Raw genomic sequence first — 26568 nt, forward strand, 5'->3', positions numbered from 1 at the left:
TCCCATGCGCGATCTTACCGACTACAGCGTCAAGGAGTGGCTCACCGCCACCCCGCTCGCCCATCGCCTGCGGCGGGCGCGCAACCGCATGGTGGACCGCATCTACCGCGACCGGCCGGGGGAGGGGCAGGCACAGGTGGTGGAGGCGATGAGGGGCGCCCCGGTGGCGGCCTTCACGGTGGCCTTCAACATGCCGGATGCCATCGCCTTCCTTTCCGATGCCATGGGCCGCTTTCTTCCGGGCACACCGCTGGTGGTCTGCGACAACTCCACGAACGCCGAGGCGCGCGCCGCCATCGCCGGGCTCTGCGCCGCGCGGGGCCATCCCTATTGCGCGCTGCCGCCCTCGCCCTACCGGGGCGGGAAGAACGGCTCGCGCTCCCATGCGGTGGCGCTCAACTGGATCTATGCCAACCTCGTGCGCCCCGCCGCGCCGCGCGTCTTCGCGCTCATCGACCATGACCTGATCCCGCTGGCGCCGGCGGACCTCGCCGCCAGCCTCGCCGGGCAGCCGTGCTACGGCCTCGTGCGGCACGGGGAGGGGAATGCGGCGTGGTATCTGTGGCCCGGCTACAGCGTGTTCGATTTCGCCGCCGTGAAGGACCTGCCGCTCGATTTCGGCACGGACACGCCGCTCACCCTCGATACCGGCGGGCAGAACTGGAGCGTGCTCTACCGCGCGCTGGAGTTGCCGCGCCTCCGGATGGCGAGCCGCCAGCGTGTCTACCTCGCCGATCCCGAGACGGGGGAGACGGAGCACTTTCTCCTGACCGACCGCTGGCTGCACGTGGGCGGGGCGGGCCATCGCGGCGGCGGCCCCGGCGCGCTGGCGCGGGTGCGCAAGGCTTATGACGCCGACCCGCAGGGGCTCATCACGGCGCTTTTCGCCTCCGGTCCGCTGGCGGCGGGATAGGGGGTCAGAACTGCTTGTCCGGCCAGCGGCACAGGTCGGCGATGATGCAGCGGCCGCACGCGGGCTTGGCTGCCTTGCAGATGTAGCGGCCGTGCAGGATCAGCCAGTGGTGGGCATGGAGCTTGAAGCGGTCGGGGATGCGCGCCTCCAGCCCCAGCTCCACCGCCAGCGGCGTCGCCCCCGGCGCGAGGCCGGTGCGGTTGGCGATGCGGAAAAGGTGGGTGTCCACCGCGATGGTGGGCGCGCCGAAGGCGATGTTCAGCACCACGTTCGCCGTCTTGCGGCCGACGCCGGGTAAAGCTTCCAGCGCCTCGCGGTCCTCCGGCACGATGCCGGTGTGCCGCTCCAGCAGCAGGCGGGAGAGCTCCACCACATTCTTCGCCTTGTTGCGGTAGAGGCCCAGGGTGCGGATGTGGCGGGCGACGCCCTCCTCCCCCAGCGCCACCATGGCGGCGGGGGTGGAGGCGGCCGCGAACAGGCCTTTCGTGGCCTTGTTCACCCCCGCATCGGTGGCCTGGGCGGAGAGCACCACCGCTACCAGCAAGGTATAGGCATCGGTGTGGTCCAGCTCGCCCTTGGGCTCGGGGTCCTGCGCCTCGAAGCGGGTGAAGGCCTCGACGATCTCCGCCTCGCTCCAGGCGGCCAGCGTCTTGCCATGGGCCGCCGCGGCCGCATTAGCCACCGCCTTGTTGCGGCGGACGGGGGCCGGAGCGGGGGCGGACGCCCTGCCGCGGCCACCGCCCCCGGCCGCCTGCGGCGCCGGCTTTGAGACGGTGGATCTGGCAGAGGGAGATTTCGCGGTGGCAGGCTTCGCGGCGGCGGATCCGGCCGCGGGGGATTTGGCCCGGGCCGCCGTCCCGGCCGCCGGTGCGACGACGGGCTTGCGCCCCTTGCCCGTCTTTGCCGTGGCGGATGTCGACGCATCCGCGGGCATCGCCCCGGCCGGCCGACGCCCGCGGGGGGACGGCGCGACATCTGATTTCTTTGCGGAAGGTTCGGGAGGGGTGATCTTGCGCGGCATTTTTCAGATATACTGTCAGCCAATGCCCCAAGCCAGCGACCGAGATACCGCACCCGAGGGGGACGCGGGCTTCCTTGACGAACCCGTCGTCTATGCGGTGACGCTCGCCCCGCATCGCTCGCTCACGCCGCGCGGCTTCCGGCTGGTGATGCTGGGCATCGGCGGCGTCAGCTTCGTGTCCGGCGCGGCGTTCCTGGCCATGGGCGCCTGGCCCATCTTCGGCTTCTTCGGCCTCGACGTGCTGCTGATCTACATCGCCTTCAAGGCCAACTTCCGTTCGGCCCGGGCGCGCGAGCACATTCGCGTCACGCCGAGCGTGGTGGAGGTGCGGCGCGAGCCGGTTCGGGGGCGGCCGTCCACCACCCGCCTCAACCCCTTCTGGACCCGTCTGTGGCGCGAGGAGGACGAGGACCACGGCACGCTGGACGTGGCCCTGGTGTGCGGCAAGCGCACGGTTCCGGTGGGCCGCTTCCTGGGGCCGCCGCAGAAGGCGGTGCTGGCCTCCGACCTCTCCCACGCCCTCGCGCTGGTGAAGAAGGGCGTGCCCCGCAACGATTTCTGAACACGGGGGGCCTCAGAAGAAGGGCCGCAGCACCACGCCGAGCAGGCCCGAGAAGCGCAGCCGCCCCTCGAAGGCGGCGATGCAGACGCACACGCCGTCGTCGTCCACCTTGGGGGTATGCTCCACGTCCGCGTCGGCCTCCACGAGGTCGCCCGGGCCGTAGTGGCCAAGGGGATCGCTGAAGCCGCCGCAGATGACGTGGGTGTATTCCAGGCCCTCGTGGGTGTGCTCGGGAATGCTCCGCCCCGGCTCGATGCGGAACAGCAGCACCGAGGTGTCGCGATCGTCGTCCACGTGCACGCGCGCCATGCGCACGCCCGGCGCCACCGGGCGCAGCGGGCCGATGCGGCGCGCGGCGAGCGGCGCCGGCAGCACGATGCCCGCCGGCAGCGAAAGGCCGGCCGGCAAGGGGTGGTGGGGGCGATGCCGCGCGGTGGCGGTGTGCGCCGGTCCGGCATCGATGCGGGCGAGGGTGCGGGCAAGCGCGTCCCCGGCGACGGGGACACCGGTCATGTCATCCAGAAGGACGCCGCCCACGCTCTCGAACGCCCTGAGCAACTGCCGGCAGTCCGGGCAATGGGCGAGGTGGAGATCCACGAGCAGCTTCGGCCCGGCCGGCAGCGTGCCTGCCGCATAGCGCAGCAGCGTCTCGTCGCTGGGGTGGGTCGCAACGGTCATCTCAGGTCTTCCAGCAGCGTGCGCAGCCGGCTCAGGGCGAGGCGCACGCGCGACTTGGCGGTGCCGAGCGGAATGCCCAGCTCCTGCGCGATCTGCGAATGGGGCTTCTCCTGGAAGAAGGAGAGGCGGACGATGGTGGCCTGTTCCTCGGACAATTTGGCGAGCGCCGCGCGCACGCGGGCGTCGCGCTCCTGGCTCATCAGGATGGTCTCGCCGGAGGTCTCGTCCACCTCTTCGTCCTGCATCTCCACGCGGGCGGTATCACCATAACGCTCGCGGCGCTTCAGGTCGATGGAGAGGTTGCGGGCGATGGTGAAGATCCAGGTGGAGGCGGCGGCGCGGGCGGGGTCGTAATAGGTGGCCTTGCGCCACACCGTCAGCATGGTCTCCTGCGCCAGCTCTTCGGCCGCATTGGCGGACAGGCCGCCCTTCATGAGGAAGGCTTTCAGCCGCGGCGCGAAGTGGCGGAACAGGCGGGCGAAGGCGTCCCTGTCGGCGCGGGTGGCGATGGCGACGATGAGGGCGCTCATGTCCGCCCGTACATCGGCGGGACGGCCGGGCGGCGCGGCGGTCATGGCACCGGCCGCGGGCAGGGCGCCTGCCTGCCGGAGGGGCAGGCTGGCGCCGGGCATCGGCTCCATCCCTCGCCCTCGCTCGCGGCGGGGCGCGCGGCGTGGAGGGCGCTCCGGCTGATCGATGAGGAGGCTGGGCTCGACGGCATGCATGTACTCGAATACGAGGCCGGCCCGCTGCCGGATGACACCGGTCCGGAGCACGTGTGCTCCATCTTGGCGTAAATGCGCAACGGGCCGGGCAAATGGCTTCAATTTGCCCGGGTCGCCTCTTGCGTCAGGTCCCGCAAAATCTAGCGGAGGTCGCCGCCGCGCTCCAGCAACGTCGCCGTGACCTTTGGGCCGGCAGTGCCGCGCCTCAGCGCATCTCGGCGAGGAAGGCGCGCACCGCCTCCGGGTCCACGTCCTTCGCCACGAGGGCCTCGCCGATGCCGCGCACCAGGATGAAGGTGAGCGCGCCGCGGCTCACCTTCTTGTCCTGGGCGATGAGGGTCATCAGCCCGTCGGTGTCCGGCAGGTCGCCGGGCACGTCCGAGATGCGCGTGGGCAGGCCGGTGGCCTCCAGGTGGCGGATGACGCGCGTCACGTCCTGCCCCGGGCACAGGCCGAGCTTCGCCGAGAAGGCGAACGCCAGGGCCATGCCGATGGCGACGCCCTCGCCGTGCAGCAGGCGGTCCGAATAGCCGGCGCCGGCCTCCAGCGCATGGCCGAAGGTGTGGCCGAGGTTGAGCAGGGCGCGGTCGCCGGTTTCCTTCTCGTCGCGGGCGACGATGGCGGCCTTGGCCATGCAGCTCGCGGCCACCGCGGTGATGCGCTCAGGCCCGCCGGCGAGGACGCCGCGCCAGTCGCGCTCCAGCGTGTCGAACAGGGCCTTGTCGCCGAGCAGGCCGTATTTCACCACTTCCGCATAGCCCGCGCGCACCTCGCGCGGGGGCAGGGTGTCGAGGGCCGCGGTGTCGGCCAGCACCAGCACGGGCTGGTGGAAGGCGCCGACGAGGTTCTTGCCCTGGGGCGAGTTGATGCCGGTCTTGCCGCCGACGGAGGAGTCGACCTGGGAGAGGAGGGTGGTGGGCGCCTGTACCACGTCCACCCCGCGCCGGAGCACGGAGGCGGAGAAGCCCGCAAGGTCCCCCACCACGCCACCGCCCAGAGCGAGGACGAGGTCGCGCCGCTCGATGCGGGCGGCGATCAGGCCTTCCACCACCTGCTGGAGGCCGGCCCAGCACTTGGTCTTCTCGCCCGGCGCCACGACGATGGCGGTATGCTCGATGCCGGCGGCGTCGAGCGCATCCTCCACCGTCTTCAGGTGACCGGCGGCCACCACGTTCTCGTCGGTGACGATGGCGACGCGCGCGCCCTTGCGCAGGGCGGTGATGTGAGTGCCCGCCTCGGCGAGGAGGCCGGGGCCGATATAGATGTCGTAGGGGCGGCCGGCCACGTCCACGTGCACGGTGCTGCGCGTGACCTCGCCGTAGGGCAGGGGCGCGGGGGCTGGCTCGGCGGGCATGGGGGGTCTTCCTTCGGGAAACGCGGTCAGGTGGCGGTGCACGGCGGCGACGACCTCGTCCACCACGGTCTCGTGCATCACGTCGCGGGAGTCCACGATCACATCGGCGAGGGCATAGGTGTCGCCGCGCTGGCGCAGGAGCGTCGCCAGCTTCTGCGCCGGGTCGCCCTGGGCGAGAAGGGGGCGGTCGGTGCGCTTCTTCACGCGCCTGAGCAGCGTGTGGAGGTCGGCACGCAGCCAGACCGACACGCCGCCGGCCGCTACCGCCGCGCGGGTCTCCGCATTCATGAAGGCGCCGCCGCCGGTGGCGAGCACGCACGGCCCGGCCTGGAGCAGGCGGGCCACCACGCGCTTCTCGCCCTCGCGGAACTCCGCCTCGCCGCGGCGCGCGAAGATTTCCGGGATGCTCATGCAGGCGGCGCGCTCGATCTCCTCGTCCGCATCGACGAAATTGAGGCCGAGGCGCTTGGCGAGGCGCCGGCCGACCGAGGATTTCCCGGCCCCCGGCATGCCCACCAGCACCACGCAGCGCCGGCCCAGCCGCCTCACGAGATCGGGCAGGCTGATGGCCTCGGCGGTGGCCGGAAGGGTCGCGGCGGTTGCCGTCGCCGGCGTGCCGGTCTCCGCGGCGCCGTCTTCGTCCCGGGGCTGGGGGATCATGTTGGTCTGCACCCGCGCCTTTCCTCGCACCGCATGCGCCGCGCCGGGCGGCCGAGGTCGCGACACCGGCCGCGATCCCGGGGCCGCGATCCGGGACATTCCCCCGCGCGCCGCTGGCGGGGCTGCTTTCCTGCGCCTCTCTTCAGAAGCAAGAGGGCGTCTCATCGATCGCTCCGAGCAAATTGAATCGATTTGCCCGGTGAATTGCCCTCTAACTTGCAGTTAGAGAACGCGTTCTCCGGCCAGCTTGCGATCCAGGCCGGCCGGCGCGTGCTCTAGCATCCGGGAGACGAGCCGGCAATGCGGATGCGCATGGGGAAGGGCCGCGGCGGTTGAAGAACCGGGCGGGCCGTGGCACCTCTCGAAGCGAGAAAGGCCCGCAGGCGATTCGGTGCGGGCACGAAGGAGCAGCCGGTGCCGACGCTCATCCGCTTGCTGGTGATCCTGGGAGTTCTTGCCGGCCTCGCCTATGCCGGCCTGTGGGCGCTCGCCACCAAGGTGGAGCCCCAGCCGCGCGAGATCACCTTCACCGTTCCCCAGGAGCGCATCGGCAAATGACCGCCGCAGGTCCCCTGGCCCTCTTCCTGGACATGCAGGCGGTGGAGCGGGGGGCCGGGCGCAACACGCTCGACGCTTACCGTCGGGACATTTCCGACTTCGCCGCCTTCCTCGACAGCCGCGGCGGGCGGCTTGCGGAGGCCGACACCAATGCCATCCGGGCCTTCCTCGCCGAGCTTTCCACCCGCGGACTGAAGACCACCACGGTGGCGCGCCGGCTCTCGGCCATCCGCCAGTTCTATCGCTTCCTGTTCGCCGAGGGGCACCGGGCGGACGATCCCGCCGCCGTGCTGGAGGGTCCGAAACGCGGCCGCCCTCTGCCCAAGGTGCTCAGCGTCGACGACGTGACCCGCCTCATCGAGACGGCCCATCGCCGCGCCGCCGAGGCCTCCGCCGATCCGGAAGCTGCGAAAGGGGAGGCGCTGCGCCGGCTGCGCATGGCGGTGGTGGTGGAGCTGCTCTACGCCACCGGCCTGCGTATTTCCGAGCTGGTGGGGCTGCCGGCCTCCGCCGCGCGGGCCAGGGGCGACACCATTCTCGTCACCGGCAAGGGACGCAAGGAGCGGCTCGTGCCCCTGTCCGAGCCGGCCAAGGCGGCGATGGCCTCGTTCCTGGCGGCGCGCAAGGCGGCGGGCCTGGAGGCCTCGCGCTGGCTCTTCCCCTCGGGGGCGGAGAGCGGTCATGTGACCCGCCAGCAGGCGGCGCGGGACCTGAAGGACCTGGCCGTCGCCGCCGGCCTCGACCCCACGGCGCTCTCCCCCCACGTGCTGCGCCATGCCTTCGCCAGCCATCTGCTCGCCCATGGCGCGGACCTCAGGGTGGTGCAGACCCTGCTCGGCCATGCGGATGTCAGCACCACGCAGATCTATACCCACGTGCTGGACGAGCGGCTGAAGGGCATGGTGCGGGACCTGCACCCCCTGGCCGACGAATAGAGCACGCGCCGATCTGATTGCATCAATCTGATCGGATCGCGCTCTCGGGCCCCTGTGGCTGCGGCGCCATGACCGCGCGGAACCGGGGACGAGAGGGACTTTGTGCGCCCACGCCCCTTTCATCAGCGCGGCCCGGCGCTTATATTCGGTGGGCCGGCGCAAGTCGGCTATGGCGATAAACGGTTGTCGGAATAAGCCTTTCGGACCCGGGGGCGGTACCCGGCGCCTCCACCCGAGCCCATATGGCGCAGATGCGCAGGTGGGCTCCGGCGGGGGCGAAATAGGATCGACGAGGGTGTAAAGGGCATTCTTTCGCTCGGCATGGTTCCGCCGTCATCGGGCCGAACTTATAGTTGCCAACGACAACTATGCTCCGGTTGCTCTGGCCGCGTGAGCGGTTTGACGATCGAAATCAAAGTCCTACCGGGTAGCACTGGATAGGCGGGGTTCGGAGGCACCTGGCAACAGAAGCCTCCACTTCCCCTTCACCCGGCCTGAAGCGGGAAGGCATGATGCTCCTTCGCCATGCCATCCGGATGCGGCCCGTGCCGCATGGCCCCCCGGAAGGTGTCCGGAGCGATCCTGGGGTTCAGGGCCGGACTGGAAAATGCTGCGCCCTCATGTCGGTCGATCATATCCGCTACGATCTTCTCGCCCAGGAGGCCCTGCGCTCCGTCGTGCGGCGCGTGCTTCTGGACGTTGCCCGCGGTGGACTGCCGGGCGAGCACCATTTCTATATCTCCTTCGATACCCGCGCCCCCGGCGTGCGGCTCTCGCAGCGCATGCGCGAGAAATATCCGGAGGAGATGACCATCGTTCTCCAGCATCAGTTCTGGGACCTGCAGGTCACCGACGTCTCGTTCGAGGTGGGGCTGTCCTTCGGCGGCATTCCCGAGCGGCTGCTGGTGCCTTTCTCCGCGCTGAAGGGCTTCTTCGACCCGTCCGTGAAATTCGGCCTCCAGTTCGAGCTGGCGCCGCCCGAGGACGACCTGATGGAGCCGGACGAGCTGCCGGTGGAGCCGCCGCGCTCCGCCAATGCCCCGGCGGCGCTCAAGCCGTCCCGCGGGGCGGCTTCCGAGCCCGTGCTCGCCAGCGCCCAAAGCGTGCCGGCGGCTGACCCCGCCAAGGCGGACGCCCCCGGCGGCGAGGCGGCGGAGGAGCGGCCCGCCGGCGGTGCGCAGGTGGTGCAGCTCGACGTCTTTCGCAACAAGAAATAGGCCCCCGCCTTCGGGCCAAGGGGAGAGAGAACGCAAGACCGGATCGCGACGCGGTCCGGTGCGGGCCCCAGCAGGAATCCTTCCGTGGCATCCGAAACCGACGTGGCGGTGATCGGGGCCGGCGCCGCCGGTCTCGCCGCGGGCGCGCGCCTCAGGGCGGCCGGCGTAACCTTCCGCGTCCTGGAGGCCGCCTCTGTCCCCGGCGGACGGGCGGCGACGGACACCACCACCCTCGGCGTGCCCTGGGACCTCGGCTGCCACTGGCTGCACGACGCGCGGGAAAATCCTTTCACCGCCTTGGCCGACAGGCTCGGCTTCCGCGTCGCCCGGGCGAACCCGCTGCCGAAGCGTCCGCTGTTGCTCGGCACGCGGCTTGCCGATCCGCAGGAGAAGGAGGCGGCCGACGCCGAGGTGGATATCGCCTTCGAGGCCGTCCTTGCCGCCGGCCGGGCGGGTCGGGACATCTCCGCCCGCCAGGCCCTGCGGGAGGCGCCGGGCGTCCCCGGCCCCTACGCGCCGCTGGCGCGCCACTGGCTGGAGCTGATGTCGGCCGCCGGGCCGGACGCCATCTCCGCGCGCGACTTCGCGCTCTACAAGGACACCGACGACAACTGGCCGGTGCTGGATGGCTATGGCGCCCTCGTGCGCGCGGTGGCGGGGGACCTGCCCGTGACCCTCGACTGCCCGGTGCGCCGCATCGATCGCACCGGGCCGCGCCTGCGGCTGGAGACGGAGCAGGGCACCCTGTCCTGCCGCACGGCGATCGTCACCGCTTCCACGGCCGTGGTGGCCTCCGGCCGGCTCGCCTTCACCCCGGCGCTGCCGCAGGATCTCGCGGAGGCCTTCGCCGCGCTGCCGCTGGGCTTTGCCGAGAAGGTGGCGATCCTGTTCTCCGGGGATGTCTTCGGCGTCGCCCCACGCACCGCCCTTGATTCCATCGATCCGGACCAGCCGGAGCGGGCCGGCGCCTCCTGCCTGCTGAGGCCCGACGGCGCGCCGGCCGCGCTCGTGCATGTGGCCGGGCCCGAGGCGCAGGCCATCGCGGCGGACGGGGAGGGGGCGCTGGTCGATTTCGCCCTGTCCGTGCTGTCCGCGGCCTTCGGCACGGGGCTCCGGGACAAGGTGGTGCGCACGCGCGTGACCGGCTGGGCCGGCATGTCCTATATCGGCGGGGCCTATTCATGCGCCCTGCCGGGCCGGGCGCACCTGCGCGCGCGGCTCCACGGGGGGCTGGACGAGCGCATCTTCTTCGCCGGCGAGGCGCTGGGCCGCGAGGCCTTCTCCACCTGCCACGGCGCCCACCGTTCCGGCATCGCGGCGGCCGAGGCCGCCCTGGCCGCTTTGGAGAAAGCCCGATGACACCGCCCCGCCATCCCCTCGCGCTCGTGGTCGCCATCTCGCAGAACGGGGTGATCGGCGCGGATGGCGGCCTGCCGTGGCGCCTGCCGTCCGACCTCAAGCGCTTCCGGGCCATCACCTGGGGCAAGCCGCTGCTGATGGGGCGGCGCACCTTCGAATCCATCGGCAAGCCCCTGCCGGGGCGGACCTCGGTGGTGGTGAGCGCGGATCCGGCCTTCACCCCGCCCGAGGGCGTGCTGAGGGGCGCGACCCTCGCCGCGGCGCTGGCGCTGGCGGACGAAGCGGCCGACGCCATGGGCGCCGACGAGATCATGGTGATCGGCGGCGAGCGGGTGTTTCGCGACACCCTTCCCCTTGCCAGCACCCTCCACCTCACCGAGGTGCACGCCTCGCCCGCCGGCGATGTGCTCTTCCCCGCCTTCGATCGCGCCGCGTGGCGCGAGATGGAGCGCGAGGGGCCGCTGCGGGGCGAGAAGGACGAGGCGTCCTTCACCTATGTGACGCTGGCCCGCGCCGGCGCCTGACGCCACCGTTCCCGGTCCTTGAGCGGGGCGGCCCGGGAAATCCGCCCTGGTCCTTCAGCCTCCAGTCATCGTCACCGGCGTCTCGTGCCGGAAATCGGCGGCTGCCCGCCTCCAGCAGACAGGCTGACACCCGAAGGGGTCCGGGCGCCCCGACAGCGCGCCCGGACCGGGCCTGATGGCCGCATGGCGGGACGGCCACCGGGACGGTTCAGGCAAGCGTCCGGGGGCCGGATGGCCTTATTGGCCGACGAGTCCGGGTGGACGCGGCAGGTCGCCGAAGCCGCGGGTGGGCGGCAGGGTCGATTCCTGCGGCGTGGGCACGAACACGCGAGGGGGCGGGGCCTCCGGCGCGCGCTCGGTGCGGCGCGGCGAGGTCACTGGCCGGGCGGTGGGCGCGCGGCGGGTGGCGTCCGTGGCCGGCGCGGTCCCCTCCGTGGCGTGGCTTTCCTGGCGCGGCGTTTCCGTGCGGGTGGAAGGCGAGGTGCCCGCGCCCGAGACCCCGCCGGTGCCGGCGCCGGCCGTCCCGCTGGTCGTGGGCGCGCCGAAACCCTGTCCCGGTGTCGGCTTCGGCTCGGCCGGCCGGGCGGCGGCAGCCGGCGGTGCAGGGGGCACGGGTGCAGGCGTTGGGGTTGCGGGTGGGGCCTGCGGCCTGGGCGCGGCCGGCGCCGGGGGCGCGGTCACGACAGGGGCCGGAGCGGGAGCCGGGGCGGTCTGGATCGCTGGCGGGCGCGGCGCTGCCGGCTGCGGCGCGGGTGTGACCGGGGCGGTCGCCTGCGGGGCCGGGCGCGGCGGTTCCGGCTGGGGCGGCGCCACGGGTGCCACGACCGGAGCGGGCTGCACGGGGGCAGGGGCGGCGGGCGCGGTCACCGGTCGTCCCAGCTGCCGGTCTTCCAGGCGCTTGGTCTCGCGATCGATGGCACGCAAAGCGATCACGCTGGTGAGGGGGGCCGCTCCCACCCGCCGCTCGGGATTGGCCAGAGGCCCGCGCCAGACGATGTTGCCTCCGGGCACGCCGCCGGCGGCCTCGGGGCCTTCCAGCTCCAGAGTGCCGTCCATGGCGAGGCGGGCGAGGTCCAGGCTGCCGGAGAGGCCCACCCGCACCGGGCCCACGGTGGTGCGGGCCGGGGAAAGGCGGGCCACGCCGTTGACGATGCCGAGGGTGGATTCCGCGAGGGGCAGGCGCAGCGGCCCCTTCATCAGGGCGCGGTCGAGCATCTGCGCGGTGCGCCGCTCGTCCGGCGGCGGGGCCATGGCCTGGGCCTCGCCGAGCACGGCGTCGAGCGCGGCGGGCGCCGCCCCGTCGATGACGAGGTCGCGCACCGTGAGCGTGCCCTGGCCGGACAGGGTCTGCACCACGCCCAGCACGCTGCGGCCGGCGCCGCCCAGGTCGAGGATGAGGTTCACCTTGCCCTGCGGCGGCGTGCGGGCGGCGGCGGGGGCGAGGAGGGCCGAGGCATCCACCTGCTCCAGCACCAGTCGCCCGTCGGCGGCGACGCCGTCGGCCTGCCGCTTCACCCGCAGCGAGGCGGCGGCGCGGCCGCCGCCGAGGGTGCCGGAAATGTCACGCAGGTCGAGGTCGGTGCCGTCGCTGGCGATGACGAGGCGCGCATTGCCCAGCGTGTAGGGGCCGAGGGTGGCGAGCCGGCTGGCGGACAGGTCCAGCAGCAAGGCGAGGTTGGTGACCGACGGCGGGCCGAGGCGCCCGGCGCCCCAGAAGCTGCCGGCGGTGCCGGCCGGCGCATCGTTGCCCGCCCGGGCGCCGAACATGGCGAGGCTGCGCGGCAGGGAGAGGCTGTCGAAGGCGAGCTTGCCGGACAGGCGCGGCAGCGCGCCGGGCTCCAGTTCCAGCGATCCGGTGAGCGGCGCGGCCGCCAGCGAGCCGGAGAGATTGTCGAGCCGCCATGAGGTGCCGTGGCGCGTGAGCGTGAAGGCGAGGGCGGTGGGCACCGGGCCCTCTACCGCGGCCCCGGCCTGCGGCAGGATGCGGCCGAGGTCCGGCCCGTCGAGGCGCATGGTCAGGCGGGGCTCGAAGCTGCTGCCGGAGACGCGGGCGGTGCCCTCGCCCTGGGCGGTCATGTCGGCGAGCAGGAGCTTGCCGCGCACCTGGGCCTCGCCCTGGGTGAGCGGGTCCACCGACACGTCCACATGGGCCGGGCCGAGGCGCTGGCCGATGCCGTCGATGCCGAAGGCGGCGAGGGCGCGCGCCCCTTCGGCCGCATCGGCCTTCAGCGCCACGCGCAGAGGCACGCCGGCCATGGTGCGGGCGAAGGTGACCTCCCCGGAAATCTGCCCGAGGCTGCCGGAGAAGGTCACGTCGCGGCCCCCCGCCTCGCCCCAGCCGATGGTGCCGTTGGCCTTCACCGGCGCGGCGATGGGCGCCAGCGTGGCGAGCACCTGCGCCGTCTGGTCTCCGGCGAGAAGCCGTGCGAGGGGCACCAGGCCGTCCGCCTTCGGGCCCGAGACGGCGATGTTGAAGGTGCCGCGCGGGGTGGTGGAGAAATTCTCCATGCGCCCGGCGCCTTCCAGGCGGATGCCGCCCAGATCGTCCATGACGATGCGGGTGAGGCGCCAGTTGCCGCCGGTGGCCGCGGCCTCCAGCGACAGGCCGCGCAGGGGGAGCCCGGCGAGGCTGAGGTTGCGCCCGTCCAGCACGATGCTGCCGTCCGCCCCGCCGCCCACGGAGGCGGCGGCCTGCTGCAGCGCCGCCACCAGCGGGTCGAGGTCGAAGCCGTCCAAGGAAAGCTTCAGGTCCAGCTTCGGCGCCGCGCCGGGGGTGAGCGCCGCCACCGCCGATCCACGCATGCGGCTCGCCGCGAAGGTGGCGTCGAGGGCATCCACGGATATGCGCGCGGGCGCCGCCGAGATGCGGCCGGAGATGCGCACGGGCCCCTTCACGGCGGCCACATATTCGCGCGGCGCGGCGGGCACCGCCCAGCGCAGGAAGGTGGCGGGATCGTCCGCCGAGAAGGTGACCGATCCGTCGAAGCCGTCGCCGGCAGGAGAGCGGGTCGGCATGCCGGAGAGGCGGAGCGCGGCCTTGCCGGGCAGCTGCGCCTCGCCATTGTCCAGCTTCCAGCCGGCGCTGGCGCCGGTGATGTCGGCCCGGACGTCGCGCAGCAGGGTGCCGCCGAACATCACCTGGTCGGCGGCGAGGCCGATGCGGGAGGCGATGTCCGGGGACGGCAGGGCGGCGACGCCCGACAGGAAGCGGGCGAGGGCGGCGGCGGGATTGGCGTCGGCCGCGGGCGCATCATGGCCGCCGGAAGCGGCGCGCAGGGCGTCGAGGTCAAGGCTGCGGGCGTTCAGCACCGCATCGAGGCCGATGGCGCGGCCGAGGGTGAGCCGTGCCGTGCCGGTGAGCTGGGCCGGCGTCGCGGCGCCGCCGATGGCGAGGTCGAGGCTCTCGGCGAGGACCGACTCGGGGCTCGCCTTCAGCGTGGCGGAGAGCTGCCAGGCCTCCGGCCCGTCGCTGCCGTGGCGGGCGAGGGTGGCGCGGCCCTCGAAGCGGGGCTTGGCCTCCTTCACGTTGAGGGCGCCGTCGAGATCGAGGCCGAAGGGCCGGTTGCGGCCGTCGAGCACCACGCGCAGGCGGCCCGCGCCATCGTCGCCCACCTTGCCGAGGCTGGAGCGCAGGGCGAAGCGGGCGCCGGAGGCGGTGATCTCGCCGTCGAGCTTGAACGGGCCGGAGAGGGAGCGCGCCTCGCCTTTCAGGTCGAGGCCGGAGAGGCTGATGCGATGGTCGGAGGCGCGGTCGAGCAGGTCGAGGGCGCCGTCCTTTACCTCGAACCGGGCGATGGAGAGGTCCGCGGCCCGGCCGGTGCCGGTGGGCAAAGCCAGCCGGCCGGCGCTGTCGATGACGATGCGGATCTGCGGCTGGGTGAGGGAGACGCCGGTGGCCTGCACCTCGCCCCGCATCAGCGCGCCAAGGGAAAGCTCGGCCTTGAGCTCGCGCACGGTGCCGCCGGTGGAGACCACGTCGCCGAGGGTGACGTCGCGCAGGAGAATGCGGGGGGCGGGCAGGATTTCCGCGTCGATGGAGCCGCGGATGACTACGGGCAGGCCGAGGGCACGGCCCATCTCCGTCTCGAATGTGCCGCGCCACGCGTTCCAGTCCACCACGAACGGAGCCGCGAACGCACCGCCGATGGCCAGGATCACCGCCGTGGCGAGGCTGATCAATATCCCCTGCACGCCCGTCTCCCAGAGCCCGCGCCGGCCGACTCGCCGCGCGAGTTGAGCTGACCGTACGTTCTCTATCTCAAGTTTGGCGACCGATTCCCACCGGATTGGACGAGAGCGCGACCCGGGCAAATGAAATCACCCTGCCCGATGGCTCGCCCTCCCGCCCAAGATAGGGAATGCGTTACCCGATCCGGTCGCGCTGTGATCGGATCGGCGCATGCTCCCGTCCGGCCGGACCCGCCGTGAAGGCCCGCCCCCGCATATGGGGACGATGTCTCGTATGCGCAGGGATTACGATCAGATCACGACGATTTTTCCGGGATTCATGATGTTTTTGGGATCGAGCGCCCGCTTTATGGCGCGCATCGCCTCAAGTGCGGCCTCCCCGTGTTCGGCGGCCATGTATTTCATCTTGCCCTGGCCGATGCCGTGCTCGCCGGTGCAGGTGCCGCCCATGGCGAGCGCCCGCTCCACGAGGCGCTTCATGTAGTGCTTCGCCTTGGCGAAATCCTCCGGGTCGTCCACGTCCACCATGAGCGTGGTGTGGAAGTTGCCGTCGCCCACATGGCCGACGATGGGGGCGATGAGGCCCATCTCCTCGATGTCGCGCTTGGTCTCGGTGACGCATTCGGCGAGGCGGGAGATGGGCACGCACACATCGGTGGCCACCGCCTTGGCGCCGGGGCGCAGGGGCAGGACGGACCAGTAGGCGTCGTGGCGAGCCTGCCAGAGCTTGGAGCGCTCCTCGGGTTTCACGGAGAAGGCCGACGGGCCGCCGCCGAACTCGGCCGCGATCTCGCCGAAGCGGTCGGCCTGCTCGTGCACGCTCGCCTCGGTGCCGTGGAATTCGAGGAACAGGGTGGGCGTCTCGGCGAGGGAGAGCTTGGCATAGGCGTTGGAGGCCTTCACCTGCACCTCGTCCAGAAGCTCGATGCGCGCCACCGGGATGCCGCTCTGGATGGTGGCGATCACCGTGTTGCAGGCCGCCTCTACGCTGGGGAAGGGGCAGACGGCGGCGGAGATGGCTTCCGGAATGCCGTACAGCTTCAAGGTGATCTCGGTGACGATGCCGAGCGTGCCCTCCGCGCCCACGTACAGGCGGGTGAGGTCGTAGCCGGCGGACGACTTGCGGGCCCGGGTGGCGGTGGTGAGGACCTCGCCGGTGGGGGTGACCACCTTCAGGGAGAGCACATTGTCCTTCATGGTGCCGTAGCGCACCGCGTTGGTGCCCGAGCAGCGGGTGGAGACCATGCCGCCCAGCGAGGCGTCGGCGCCCGGATCGATGGGGAAGAACAGGCCCTGGTCGCGCAGCTCCTCGTTCAGGCGCTTGCGGGTGATGCCGGGCTCGATCACGCAGTCGAGGTCCTCGGCGTTCACCGCGATGACCCGGTTCATGCGCGAGAGATCGATGCAGATGCCGCCGCGCGGGGCGTTCACATGGCCTTCCAGCGAGGTGCCCGCGCCCCACGGGATCACCGGCACCTCCAGCTCGGCGCAGATGCGCACCACCTGCTGCACATCTTCTGTGCACTCAGCGAAGACCACCGCATCTGCCGGCTCGTTGGGCAGATAGGTTGTAATGTTGGCGTGCTGTTCCCGGACCGCGAGGCTTGTCACGACCTTGTGATCGAGCGCGGAGCGCAATCGCGTGACGGCTTCGGCGATTCGTTCCCGGAGCGAGAGCTCGGATTTCGCGGCTGCAACAACCATTTACAAATCCTTAACTTTGCCTCGCGGCCTGTGCCCGGGCTGGGGAAAAGCTGTGGACCACCTGTGGTAGGAGGGGGCCGTCTTAACCAAAATTACCTTGACAGTGGCTTTTTTGATTCGCGATTGCGGCTCTTTTCGCACGTGACGAATGCCTCTTAGCGCGTCAAAGTGAACGCATAAACGGCAAATTCAAGCAGACGAAACGAGGCGGCCATGCTGGACCGAATCGACTTTGAACCTGTGTTCTTTGCACCCTTCGTCTCTTCTTCCATGAAGGTGGAGGGAGAGTGGGTTGACTATAATGGTCATCTCAACGTGGCCTATTACACGCTCATCTTCGATCGGGCCGCAGACGAGGCGCTGAGCCTGCTCGGCCTCGGCCCGGAATACGCCCGCAAGCGGGGCGGCTCCTTCTTCACCGCCGAGACCCATGTGCGCTACCTGAGGGAACTGCCCCCGGACTCGCCGGTGCGCGTCGCCCTGCGCCTCGTGGACTATGACGAGAAGCGGCTCCACATCTTCCAGTCGCTCCACCATGCCCGCGAGGGCTGGGTGTCCGCCACGTCCGAGCAGATGGCGCTGCACGTGGACCTGAAGTCCCGCCGCGTGGTGCCCTTTCCGGACGACGTGCTGGAGCGCATCGCCACCATGCGGGCCTCCCATGCGGCGCTGCCGCCGCCCGAGGACCTCGGCCGCCGGGTCAGCATGCCCGCCCGCTACTGAGCCCGTGGGCGGCCTGAACCGCCCCCATGCCGCCCGCCGGGCCGGCTTCCGCGAGGAGTCCTTTCCTCCGGTTAATGCACCTTGCATGGGACGCAAGGCTGGCATGAGGAACCGGCGCTTCTGCTGCAATGCGGTGCACGCTATTTTGCAGTGCATCAAGGTCCGCAGGACCGGTTGCGTGCAGGAGGCCTCCCATGAGCGCCATCACCTTTACCCACAAGACTTTCGCCCCCGCGCCGAAGGCCGCGGCCGGCCAGAAGAAGGGCTTCTTCGCCCGCCTGCTCGACGCGATCGTCGCGTCCCGCATGGAACAGGCGGAGCGCGAATACGCCCGTTATCTCGAGCTCCACGGCCACGATCCCGTCGTCTGAGCCGGCGGGATCGGGGGGCGCTTGAGGCGCCTCCGCCGGTCTGCCTCCGGAGCGGGCGACAGGCCCGGCACGAGCCGGGTTGTGCGTCCCGCGGCAGGAGACGGCTCAGGCAAAATGCGTGAATATGATATCCGATCGGCCCGCTCCATGCGGGCCGATCTGCGTTTGCCCCTCGCTCAGGCGCGTTTCAGCGCGCCGCCAGCGTCAGCGTTGCCCAGCCCTCGATGTGGCGCTTCGAGACGAGGTGCAGCCCCTGCGCCCGGTAGACGGCCAGCGCCGCCGGCGCCTGCTGCACCAGCAGGCCGGAGAGGACGATGCGCCCCCCCGGCGCCAGCAGGCCCCGGAGCGGGCGGGCGAGACGTTTCAGCGGCGGCAGCAGGATGTTGGCGAGGATGAGGTCGTAGGGCCCGTGGGTGCGCAGCGACTGCGCGCCCACGCCCGCCGCATGCAGCATCAGCACCTCGCCCGCCTTGTTGGCGCGGGCATTGGCCTTGGCGGTGTGCACGGCGACGATGTCGATGTCGCTGCCCACCACCTTGGTGCGGAAGCGCCGCGCCGCCGCGATGGCGAGCACGCCGGTGCCCGTGCCCACGTCCAGCACCCGCTGCGGCCGGCCCTTGCGCGCGGCGTCGACGATGGCATGCAGGCACCCCTGGGTGGTGCCGTGGTGGCCGGTGCCGAAGGCCAGCGCCGCCTCGATCTCGATGCCGATGCGGTTCTGGGACACCCGTGCGCGGTCATGGGAGCCGTGCACCATGAAGGGCCCGACCGCCACCGGGGCGAGGCCCTCCAGGCTCGCCGCCACCCAGTCCTTCTGCTCCAGGTCACCGAAGGTGACGCCGGCGGCGATTTCCGGCCCCGCGGCGAACTCCACCAGCTCGGCGAGCTGCTCGGCATCGAAGGCGAAGCCGGCATAGACCTCCACCACCCAGTCGTTGTCCGCGCGCTCGAAGTTCGCCACCGCCACCTCGGCGGGGTCGAAGGTCTCGGAGATGAGGTCGGCGATGCGCCGGGCCGCGGCCTGGGGCGCGGCGACGCGCATCACATGGGTGGCGTCGTTGGGGGGAAGGCCTTCCAGCATGGGGTCGGGGTCATCCGTCTCTGGAGCGTTCTCGGGCGAAGAGGGCACCGGTTCGCATGAGGAAAACGCGCTCATTCATCTGGGTCGCGGGGCGGCCGCCCGTGGGGCGTGCTCCGGCGCGGCGCGTCAGGCCTCGGTCGCCCCGGTCGCCCGGTTGCGCCCGGCCGCCTTGGCCGCGTACAGGCGCTTGTCGGCCGCATCGAGCAGGTCCGTCAAGGCCTCTCCGTCCTGCGGGGCGGTGGCGACGCCGATGGACAGGGTCTGGCGCACCACGCCGGAGGGCAGCTCCATCTCCGCCACCAGCTCGCGCAGCATGGCGGCGAGCTGGAGCGCGGCCGGATGCGCCACGCCGGGCGCGAACACCGCGAACTCGTCGCCGCCGTAGCGCACCACATAGTCGCCCTGCCGCAGGCCTTCGGTGAGGCAGGCGGCCAGCCGGCGCAGCACCTCGTCGCCGGTCTGGTGGCCGTGCACGTCGTTCACGTCCTTGAAGTCGTCCACGTCGACCAGCAGCAGGCTCATGGGCCGGCCGGTGGTGTTCGACACGGCCAGCAGGTCGCGGCCGAGCGGCTCCAGCTGGCCGCGATGGAGCACGTTGGTGAGCGCGTCGCGGCGTGAGACCTCCTCCAGTCGCTCGTAGCGCTGGCGGTATGTGAGCACGTCGAAGACGTCGGAGATGCGCCGGGTGGGCGTCGTCGCGGCCATCTCCCAATGCGCGAGGTAGTACGTCAGCAGCAGGGCATAGACCCCGGCCGCGAGCATCTTGCCCAGCCATCCGCCGAGCCCGGCGCTGAACGGCACCCCCATGGCGAGGTGCAGCACCGAGAAGAAGCCCAGCTGGTCGAACGACAGCACCACAGCGAGGGTGAGCCAGATGGCGAGGACCGGCACGCGCTTCAGCCGCCGCGACAACTGCTCGTAGAGCAGGATCATGGCGATGCAGTCCATGAACAGCAGGAACGTGCTCCACACCATGAGCGCGCCCAGCTGGTCCATGAAGGACAGGTCCGCCGGCGTGCCGGGCGCCGGCACCGCGTGGTGCTGGCGCAGCAGGGCGACGAGGGCGATCAGCAGCAGGTTGCCGAGGAACAGCCCGTAGATGGGCTGGCGCGCCACCAGCGCATCCTCGCGGATGTAGACCAGCAGCAGCAGCGCCAGCTTGCCGGAGAACAGCACCACCGAGCCGGGCGACAGCGAGATGCCGAGCGGCATCTGGATGTAGTAGGCCGCCGCCAGGTAGGTTTCCATGAAGTGCAGGCTGCCGAGGGCGCAGAAGAACACGCCGAGGCCCAGCACCTTCCTCAGCCGGAACAGCGCGAGCATGGCCCCGAAATAGACCAGCACCTCGATGGCGAGCAGGGCGATGTTCAAGGCGGTCATGAGGTTCGGCACTGCCGTCACCGGCGCGTCGGCACGGATGGGGAGGACATGGCCCGGCGCCGCGCCGGGCCCGCAAAGGCGAAGCCTACTTGCGAGTACGTTGCAAGGACAGCCGTGTAAACAAAAAGATATGGACGGATCAGCCGCCGGGCGGCGCCGACCGGCCCCCGCAGCCATAAAAAATGCCCCGGAGGTCCGGGGCATTCTTGAAGTCGAGAGGAGACCGCGGGGGCGCCCCCTCGGACATGACGGACGCCTTGTCAGGCGGCGTCGCGCTTGTTCTGCCGATTGTTGATGAGGTCATCCACCACGCCGGGATCCGCCAGCGTGGAGGTGTCGCCCAGGCTCTCGAACTGGTCCTCGGCGATCTTGCGCAGGATCCGGCGCATGATCTTGCCGGAGCGGGTCTTGGGCAGGCCGGGCGCGAACTGGATGAGGTCCGGCGAGGCGATGGGACCGATCTCCCGGCGCACCCAGGCCACCAGCTCCTTGCGCAGCTCCTCGGTGGGCTCCACGCCGTCCATCAGCGTGACATAAGCGTAGATGCCCTGGCCCTTGATGTCGTGGGGGAAGCCCACCACCGCGGCTTCCGACACCTTCGGATGGGCGACGAGGGCGCTTTCCACCTCCGCCGTGCCCATGCGGTGGCCGGAGACGTTGATGACGTCGTCCACGCGGCCGGTGATCCAGTAGAAGCCATCCTCGTCGCGGCGGCAGCCGTCGCCGGTGAAATACTTGCCGGGGTAGGTGGAGAAATAGGTCTGCTCGAAGCGCTCGTGGTCGCCGTAAACCGTGCGCATCTGGCCCGGCCACGAGTCGGCGATGACGAGATTGCCCTCGCAGGCCCCGGTGAGCACCTTGCCTTCCGCGTCCACCACCTCGGGCATGACGCCGAAGAAGGGGCGGGTGGCGGAGCCGGGCTTCAGCTTGGTGGCGCCGGGCAGGGGGGTGATGAGGATGCCGCCGGTCTCGGTCTGCCACCAGGTATCGACGATGGGGCAGCGCTCGTCGCCGACCACGCGGTAGTACCACTCCCACGCTTCCGGATTGATGGGCTCGCCCACCGAGCCGAGCAGGCGCAGGGAGGCGCGGGAGGTCTTCTTCACCGGCTCCTCGCCCGCCTGCATCAGCGAGCGGATGGCGGTGGGGGCGGTGTAGAAGATGCTCACCTGGTGCTTGTCGATCACATCCCAGAAGCGGGACACCGACGGATAGTTCGGGATGCCCTCGAACATCAGGGTCGTGGCGCCGTTCGCGAGGGGGCCGTAGACGATGTAGGAATGCCCCGTCACCCAGCCCACGTCGGCGGTGCACCAGTAGACGTCACCGGGGTGGTAGTCGAAAATGTACTGGTGCGTCATGGACGCATAGACCAGATAGCCGCCGGTGGTGTGCAGCACGCCCTTCGGCTTGCCGGTGGAGCCGGAGGTGTAGAGGATGAACAGCGGATCCTCCGCGTTCACCGGCTCGGCCGGGCACTCGTCGGTGACCATGGCGGCGGCTTCGTCGTAATAGACGTCGCGGCCGGGGGTCATGTCCACCTTGCCGCCGGTGCGGCGCACCACGATCACGTGGTCGACGCCGTCCTCGATCTGGGCCGCGGCCGCGTCCACGTTGGCCTTCAGCGGCACCTTGCGGCCGCCGCGCAGGCCTTCGTCCGCGGTGATGACGCACTTGGAGCCGCAGTCGGCGATGCGGCCGGCGAGGCTGTCCGGCGAGAAGCCGCCGAACACGATGGAATGAACCGCGCCGAGCCGCGCGCAGGCGAGCATTGCGAACGCCGCCTCGGGGATCATCGGCAGGTAGATGGTGACGCGGTCGCCCTTCTCCACGCCGCGGTTGCGCAGCACGTTGGCGAACGTGTTCACCGCGGAGGACAGCTCGCGATAGGTGATCTTGCGGCTCTCGTCCGGGCTGTCGCCCTCCCAGATGATGGCCACCTGGTCGCCGCGCTCCTCAAGGTGGCGGTCGACGCAGTTGTAGGCGACGTTGGTGACGCCGTCCTCGAACCATTTGATGGAGACGTGCCCGGGGTCATACGAGGTGTTCTTCACCTTCGTGTAGGGCGTGAACCAGTCGATTCTCTTGCCGTGCTCGCCCCAGAAGGCGTCGGGATCCTTGACCGAGGCGGCATACATGGACTGGTAGTGCGCGTCGTCCACATAGGCCTTCTGGGCCCACTGGGACGGAACGTCATAGACCTTTTCGGACATGCTCAGCCTCCCTCCCGCGGGATCGTTTCCCGCGATCCTTCCTTCACGGCGGATTGTCCCGCCTTGGTTGGGCCGGATTATGGGGAGCGGTTGTGCGCTCCACAAGGCACCGGTTATGCAGACTTTGGGCTCATAGCCCTTCGTCGCTGTAAACCCTTCATACGCCCCGCGCGCGGGGGCCGGAAGCCGCCTGCCGCACGCCGGGCCCCGTGCCGGCGTGCGGCAGGCGGCGGCATTCCGCTCCGGCGGGGGGAGGCCTATAGACGGTTGCCCTTCACTGGAGCCGTCGCCCATGGACCTGTGGACTCGCCTTCTCCTCCTCGCGTCCGGCCTTCTCGGCGCGGCGGGTGTCGCCGCGGCTGCGGCCGCGGCCCATGTGACCGGCGGGGGGCTGCTGGAGACTGCCGCCCACTTCCTTCTGTTCACCGCCGTTGCGGTGGCCGGCCTCTGCGCCCTCGCGCTGCGGCTGGCCGGCGGCAGCGCCGTGGTGCGGGCAGGGGCAAGCCTGCTTGTCCTTGGCTGCCTTCTCTTTTCGGGGGATCTCGCGGCGCGCGCCTTGATGGACGTCAAGCTCCTGGGCGGCAGCGCCCCCTTCGGCGGGACGACCATGATTCTCGGCTGGCTGGTGGTGGCCGCCTCAGCCTTCGTCGTGCGGAAGGGGTGATGCCGGCGGGTGAGGGGCTTGCCTCATCTCCCGTCGGCAAGGGCGGGCTTCAGGGCAGGGGCCGCCACACGCTGGTGCGCTTGATCTCCATGTCCTCCAGCTCCCGGGTGACGGGCACCGAATATTCGGCGCGCTTCTCCAGCCGCTGCTTCGGCAGGTAGGTGCGGCCGGGATCGCCGATCAGCACCGTCGCGCCCCGCGCCGCCAGCGCCATGAGCCAGGCGAACACCCGCTCCGAAAGGTCGCGCTCATAGGCGATGTCGCCCGCGAGCACCGTGTCCCAGCCCGCGTCGCGGCCGATGAGGTCGTCCTGCGTGGGGGAGAGGGCGACGCCGTTCGCCTCTCCGTTGAGGCCGATGGCCACCACCGCGAACGGGTCGATGTCGGCGCAGGTCACCTCGCGCGCGCCGGCCTTCATGGCGGCGATGCCCACGAGCCCCGAGCCGGAGGCAAAATCCAGCACCCGCCGTCCCCGCACCGTCTCCGGATGGTCGAGCACATGCCGCGCCAGCGCCTGCCCGCCGGCCCAGGCGAAGGCCCAGAAGGGCGGCGGCAGGCCCATCTCGCCCAGCTCCTCCTCGGTGCGGTGCCAGATGGGCACCGCCTCGTCGGCCACGTGGAGCGAGATCTCCGGCACCAGGGGCACCGGGCGCAGCCGTGTCTCGGCGCGGATGAAGGCGGCGGGATCGCTGATGGGGCGGCTCACACGCCGCCCATTCCGCAGACGATGTCCCATTCCTCGTCCGTCACCGGCTGCACCGAGAGGCGCGAGAAGCGCATCAGCGCCATCTCGGACAGGCGCGGCTCGGCCTTCACGGCGGCCAGCGTCACCGGGGTCTTCAGCGGCTTCACCGCCTTGATGTCCACCATCACGAACTTGCCGGTGGGGTCGGAGGGGTCGGGATAGGCCTCCTTGATGACCTCGACGATGCCGACGATCTCCTTGCCCTCGTTGGAATGGTAGAAGAAGCCGCGGTCGCCCGTCTTCATGGCCAGGAGCTGCTGCTTGGCGAGGTGGTTGCGCACGCCGTCCCAGTGGGTGCCCTTGGCCCCGGCCTTCACCTGCATGTCCCAGGACCATTTGAAGGGTTCGGATTTGTAGAGCCAGTGGGCCATGGCAATGCTCGCGTTCAGCAAATGAATATGCCGGGTGTGCCCACAAAGGCCGCGCTTGGCAAGGTGCCATGCGCGGGCGGCGGGCGCCTGTCGCGATCGCTCAGCCGTGCAACTCCATCCGCGCGTGTCTTGTCTGCGAAAGGTGAAGGGGTAATGTCCCGCCCGGCGGCGCGGACGGGCCGCCGACAATGAGGAACGCACCATGGTCTATGAGATTGCCACGCTCGACATCAAGGAAGGCTCGGAAGCGGCTTTCGAGGCGGCGGTGAAGGAAGCCGCCCCCCACTTCCAGAAGTCGCGCGGCTGCCGCGGCCTGAAGCTGGAGCGCAGCGTGGAGACCCCCTCGCGCTATTACCTGCGCGTCACCTGGGACAGCGTGGAAGACCACATGGTGCACTTCCGCGCCTCGCCCGAATTCCAGGAGTGGCGCCGCCTGGTCGGCCCGCACTTCGCCAACCCGCCGTCCGTCGAGCACACGAGCGTCGTCGGCGACTACTTCTGAACGCGCACCGGAGCCCGCGCGCCGTCGCGCCGCGGGCTCCGCACGCCCCTTTCCGCGCCGCCGCCTCTGCCGCCTACGCAGTTTCCCTATGTTGAGCGCTGTATCCATGCAGACATAGCTTGTTTCATCTCAATGCGCCGGCTCACCAGCCGGACCAGCGTGAGGCGGCCCGTTGCGGGTGGACGGAACATTTTTGGAGGCTTGCCGTGGCAGTTGCTGCAGATCCCCAGGCGGAGGCCGATGGTCCTGCCGCCTTCTTCCGTGCCCAGCACTCTGCCTTTGGCGCGACCCTCGGCGCCCACAAGGGCACGCGGGAGATGCTCGATCGCATCTGGATGCAGGCCTTCTCCAGCTACGAGCACAATGTGGCGGAGCAGACGAAGGATCTTCCCCCGCTCGCCTGCCGGAAGGGCTGCGGCACCTGCTGTCGCATCCAGGTGGTGGCCACCGCCCCGGAAGTGCTGATGGTGGCACGCTACATCCGCGCCATGGCGGACGGCTTCCGCAAGGTGGGCATCGACCTGCCGGCGCGCCTCGCCGCCACCGCGGCCTCGCCCGGTTCCACGGGCACCATGGCGCTCGGGCGGGAATGCCCCTTCCTCGCCGAGGGCATCTGCGTGATCTATCCGGTGCGCCCGCTGGCCTGCCGGGGGCACGTCTCCTTCAACGAGGACGCCTGCGTCGCCGCCCTGGAAGGCGAGGCGGACGAGGTGCCGGTCTCCGAATCCCACCGGACCGTGCGGGCGCTGGTGCAGGGGGCGCTGCAATCCGCCCTGCGCGACACCGGCCACGCCTGGGCGCTCTACGACCTCGTGGGCGCCCTGAAGATCGCCCTGGCGCGGCCCGATGCGGAAGCCGCCTTCGGCGCCGGGGAGGATATCCTCGACCCCGCCATCATCGACCATGTGAGCCGCGAGGAGATGGCCCGCACCTTCGACCGCCTGAAGGGGTAGGGCGCCTCGTCCCGCAGCGTGCACCGCAATCGGATCGGATGACGCGTTCCCTGTCCGAGGGGGGGCGACTCACCGGCCCGTGGCTTCAATGTGCCCGGACCGCGTTCTGGCCGCTGTCCTGACCCGTGCCGGGAGGGCTGCGCCCAGGCGCCGCGCGGGCTTGAAGCGCATGGGAATGAGCCAGACTGCCCCCTTGTTCGGTTCATTCCGCCCGTTGCGGCCGGGCCATCAGCGCCTCGATGGCGCCGTCGATGGAGAGGCGGCCGGCGAGCACCGCGTCCACGGCGGTGGAAATGGGCACGTCCACGCTTCTGGCCTGCGCCATCTCCACCAGCACGCTGGCGGTGAAGGCGCCCTCCGCCAGTTTGCCGCCCGTCGCCTCGCCGGCGCCCAGGGCGCGGCCGAAGGCGAAGTTGCGCGATTGCGGGCCGGAGGTGGTGAGGATGAGGTCGCCGAGGCCGGAGAGGCCGGTGATGGTCTCCGCCTTCGCCCCATAGGCGCGGCCGAAGCGCATCAGCTCGGCGAAGCCGCGCGCCACCAGGGCCGCCGCCGCGCTCGCCCCGAGCCGCCGCCCGGCGACGATGCCGGCGGCGATGGCAAGCACGTTCTTCGCCGCCCCGCCGATCTCCACCCCCCGCACGTCGGTGGAATGGTAGAGCCGCAGCGTGGTGGACCCCAGCGCCGCGGCGAGGGCTTCCGCCAGCGTCCCGTCGTGGGCCGCGAGCGTCACGGCGGTGGGCAGGCCCGCCGCCACGTCCGAGGCGAAGCTGGGGCCGGAGAGCACGGCGGGCACCGCCTGGGGCAGCGCGTCGGCGATCACCTCGGTCATGAAGGCGCGGCTGCCGCGCTCGATGCCCTTGGCGCAGGAGATCACCGGCAGGCCAGCCCGCGCCAGCGGCGCCAGCCGGCCGAGGGCTTCCCGGCAGGCCTGCGCCGGCACCACCAGCAGGATGGCGTCGGCGGCGGCGAGGGCCGCGAGGTCGCCGGTGGGGGTGACTGCGGCGTCGAGGGCGATGCCCGGAAGGTCTGCCGCATTCTCGCGGGCCTCAGCCATCCGCGCCATGGCGGCGGCATCGCGGCCCCACAGGGCCACCGAAGCGCCCCTCTGGCGGCCGGCCCTTGCGGCGGCATTGGCGAGCGCCGTGCCCCACGCGCCCGCGCCCATCA

General features: G+C 71.1%; 24 protein-coding genes and 1 other RNA gene. 13 read left to right on the forward strand and 12 right to left on the reverse strand.

Translation table 11 applies throughout. The annotated features are described in order from the left end of the window. Positions 1 to 4 precede the first annotated feature (4 nt). Positions 5 to 913: a hypothetical protein gene (locus V5F59_RS06445; RefSeq protein ID WP_393982163.1), complete on the forward strand. Its 909-nt coding sequence runs from the start codon at positions 5 to 7 to the stop codon at positions 911 to 913. A gap of 4 nt (positions 914 to 917) precedes the next feature. On the opposite strand, the gene nth is transcribed toward V5F59_RS06445, so the two are convergent. Beyond that, the gene (gene nth / locus V5F59_RS06450) at positions 918 to 1847 is read right to left on the reverse strand and encodes an endonuclease III (RefSeq protein WP_393982162.1); all 930 of its coding nucleotides are present in this window, start codon (positions 1845 to 1847) and stop codon (positions 918 to 920) included. Between the two features lie 109 nt (positions 1848 to 1956). On the opposite strand from nth, the gene V5F59_RS06455 reads away from it, so the two are divergent. Continuing rightward, positions 1957 to 2496 (forward strand): DUF2244 domain-containing protein, encoded by a 540-nt coding sequence (locus tag V5F59_RS06455; RefSeq protein WP_393982161.1) that lies wholly within the window; start codon positions 1957 to 1959, stop codon positions 2494 to 2496. A gap of 12 nt (positions 2497 to 2508) precedes the next feature. Here the strand turns inward: V5F59_RS06455 and V5F59_RS06460 are convergent, their stop codons facing one another. The 3 genes from V5F59_RS06460 to aroB form a co-directional block, all read right to left on the reverse strand. Beyond that, positions 2509 to 3174 carry a ChrR family anti-sigma-E factor gene (locus tag V5F59_RS06460; protein ID WP_393982160.1) on the reverse strand — a complete coding sequence of 222 codons (666 nt, stop codon included), beginning with the start codon at positions 3172 to 3174 and terminating at the stop codon, positions 2509 to 2511. After that, positions 3171 to 3749 carry a sigma-70 family RNA polymerase sigma factor gene (locus V5F59_RS06465; RefSeq protein WP_393982301.1) on the reverse strand — a complete coding sequence of 193 codons (579 nt, stop codon included), beginning with the start codon at positions 3747 to 3749 and terminating at the stop codon, positions 3171 to 3173. Before V5F59_RS06465 ends, V5F59_RS06460 begins: the two co-directional genes overlap by 4 nt. Positions 3750 to 4104: 355 nt before the next feature. Next, the gene (aroB, locus tag V5F59_RS06470) at positions 4105 to 5913 is read right to left on the reverse strand and encodes a 3-dehydroquinate synthase (RefSeq protein WP_393982300.1); all 1809 of its coding nucleotides are present in this window, start codon (positions 5911 to 5913) and stop codon (positions 4105 to 4107) included. A gap of 414 nt (positions 5914 to 6327) precedes the next feature. Between aroB and V5F59_RS06475 the strand changes: the two genes are divergently transcribed. The 6 genes from V5F59_RS06475 (at position 6328) to V5F59_RS06500 (ending at position 10506) form a co-directional block, all read left to right on the forward strand. Further along, positions 6328 to 6471, forward strand: coding sequence for a histidine kinase (locus V5F59_RS06475; RefSeq protein WP_393982159.1), 144 nt, complete (start codon positions 6328 to 6330; stop codon positions 6469 to 6471). Beyond that, positions 6468 to 7406, forward strand: coding sequence for a site-specific tyrosine recombinase XerD (locus tag V5F59_RS06480; RefSeq protein WP_393982158.1), 939 nt, complete (start codon positions 6468 to 6470; stop codon positions 7404 to 7406). Before V5F59_RS06475 ends, V5F59_RS06480 begins: the two co-directional genes overlap by 4 nt. A gap of 113 nt (positions 7407 to 7519) precedes the next feature. Next, positions 7520 to 7885, forward strand: a transfer-messenger RNA (tmRNA) gene (ssrA, locus tag V5F59_RS06485). Positions 7886 to 8026: 141 nt separating this feature from the next. After that, a complete protein-coding gene (locus tag V5F59_RS06490; protein ID WP_393982157.1) occupies positions 8027 to 8623 on the forward strand; it encodes an SspB family protein in 597 nt (198 codons plus the stop codon). Between the two features lie 84 nt (positions 8624 to 8707). Next, entirely contained in the window at positions 8708 to 9982 is a 1275-nt protein-coding gene (locus V5F59_RS06495) for a flavin monoamine oxidase family protein (RefSeq protein WP_393982156.1), read from the forward strand. Then, entirely contained in the window at positions 9979 to 10506 is a 528-nt protein-coding gene (locus V5F59_RS06500; protein ID WP_393982155.1) for a dihydrofolate reductase, read from the forward strand. The genes V5F59_RS06495 and V5F59_RS06500 overlap by 4 nt, the downstream gene beginning before the upstream one ends. Positions 10507 to 10743: 237 nt before the next feature. Here V5F59_RS06500 and V5F59_RS06505 read toward each other — a convergent pair whose 3' ends face one another. Continuing rightward, the gene (locus V5F59_RS06505; protein WP_393982154.1) at positions 10744 to 14697 is read right to left on the reverse strand and encodes an AsmA family protein; all 3954 of its coding nucleotides are present in this window, start codon (positions 14695 to 14697) and stop codon (positions 10744 to 10746) included. A 288-nt stretch (positions 14698 to 14985) separates the two neighbouring features. After that, positions 14986 to 16398 (reverse strand): FAD-binding oxidoreductase, encoded by a 1413-nt coding sequence (locus V5F59_RS06510; protein ID WP_393982153.1) that lies wholly within the window; start codon positions 16396 to 16398, stop codon positions 14986 to 14988. Between the two features lie 213 nt (positions 16399 to 16611). Between V5F59_RS06510 and V5F59_RS06515 the strand changes: the two genes are divergently transcribed. Then, positions 16612 to 17121 carry a thioesterase family protein gene (locus V5F59_RS06515; RefSeq protein WP_393982152.1) on the forward strand — a complete coding sequence of 170 codons (510 nt, stop codon included), beginning with the start codon at positions 16612 to 16614 and terminating at the stop codon, positions 17119 to 17121. Positions 17122 to 17315: 194 nt separating this feature from the next. After that, the gene (locus tag V5F59_RS06520; RefSeq protein ID WP_393982151.1) at positions 17316 to 17492 is read left to right on the forward strand and encodes a hypothetical protein; all 177 of its coding nucleotides are present in this window, start codon (positions 17316 to 17318) and stop codon (positions 17490 to 17492) included. Between the two features lie 187 nt (positions 17493 to 17679). Here V5F59_RS06520 and V5F59_RS06525 read toward each other — a convergent pair whose 3' ends face one another. The 3 genes from V5F59_RS06525 to acs form a co-directional block, all read right to left on the reverse strand. Further along, the gene (locus V5F59_RS06525) at positions 17680 to 18573 is read right to left on the reverse strand and encodes a 50S ribosomal protein L11 methyltransferase (protein ID WP_393982150.1); all 894 of its coding nucleotides are present in this window, start codon (positions 18571 to 18573) and stop codon (positions 17680 to 17682) included. 126 nt (positions 18574 to 18699) lie between these two features. After that, entirely contained in the window at positions 18700 to 19953 is a 1254-nt protein-coding gene (locus tag V5F59_RS06530; RefSeq protein ID WP_393982149.1) for a GGDEF domain-containing protein, read from the reverse strand. Between the two features lie 260 nt (positions 19954 to 20213). Further along, on the reverse strand, positions 20214 to 22166 hold the full coding sequence (gene acs, locus V5F59_RS06535; protein ID WP_393982148.1) for an acetate--CoA ligase: 1953 nt from the start codon (positions 22164 to 22166) through the stop codon (positions 20214 to 20216). 292 nt (positions 22167 to 22458) lie between these two features. On the opposite strand from acs, the gene V5F59_RS06540 reads away from it, so the two are divergent. After that, the gene (locus V5F59_RS06540) at positions 22459 to 22830 is read left to right on the forward strand and encodes a DUF423 domain-containing protein (protein ID WP_393982147.1); all 372 of its coding nucleotides are present in this window, start codon (positions 22459 to 22461) and stop codon (positions 22828 to 22830) included. 49 nt (positions 22831 to 22879) lie between these two features. Here V5F59_RS06540 and V5F59_RS06545 read toward each other — a convergent pair whose 3' ends face one another. Both V5F59_RS06545 and V5F59_RS06550 read right to left on the reverse strand, forming a co-directional pair. Then, positions 22880 to 23566 (reverse strand): class I SAM-dependent methyltransferase, encoded by a 687-nt coding sequence (locus V5F59_RS06545; RefSeq protein ID WP_393982146.1) that lies wholly within the window; start codon positions 23564 to 23566, stop codon positions 22880 to 22882. Beyond that, on the reverse strand, positions 23533 to 23946 hold the full coding sequence (locus tag V5F59_RS06550; protein ID WP_393982145.1) for an EVE domain-containing protein: 414 nt from the start codon (positions 23944 to 23946) through the stop codon (positions 23533 to 23535). The genes V5F59_RS06545 and V5F59_RS06550 overlap by 34 nt, the downstream gene beginning before the upstream one ends. 202 nt (positions 23947 to 24148) lie before the next feature. Between V5F59_RS06550 and V5F59_RS06555 the strand changes: the two genes are divergently transcribed. Further along, positions 24149 to 24448, forward strand: a complete 300-nt coding sequence (locus V5F59_RS06555) for an antibiotic biosynthesis monooxygenase family protein (protein ID WP_393982144.1) — start codon at positions 24149 to 24151, stop codon at positions 24446 to 24448. A 206-nt stretch (positions 24449 to 24654) separates the two neighbouring features. Continuing rightward, positions 24655 to 25401 (forward strand): YkgJ family cysteine cluster protein, encoded by a 747-nt coding sequence (locus V5F59_RS06560; RefSeq protein ID WP_393982143.1) that lies wholly within the window; start codon positions 24655 to 24657, stop codon positions 25399 to 25401. A 202-nt stretch (positions 25402 to 25603) separates the two neighbouring features. Here V5F59_RS06560 and V5F59_RS06565 read toward each other — a convergent pair whose 3' ends face one another. Beyond that, complete coding sequence (locus tag V5F59_RS06565; protein ID WP_509211226.1) at positions 25604 to 26566, reverse strand: NAD(P)H-dependent glycerol-3-phosphate dehydrogenase; 963 nt, start codon at positions 26564 to 26566, stop codon at positions 25604 to 25606. Positions 26567 to 26568: the final 2 nt, after the last annotated feature.

It is taken from the genome of Xanthobacter nonsaccharivorans (assembly GCF_043194755.2).
GTDB classification, from domain to species: domain Bacteria; phylum Pseudomonadota; class Alphaproteobacteria; order Rhizobiales; family Xanthobacteraceae; genus Xanthobacter; species Xanthobacter autotrophicus_G.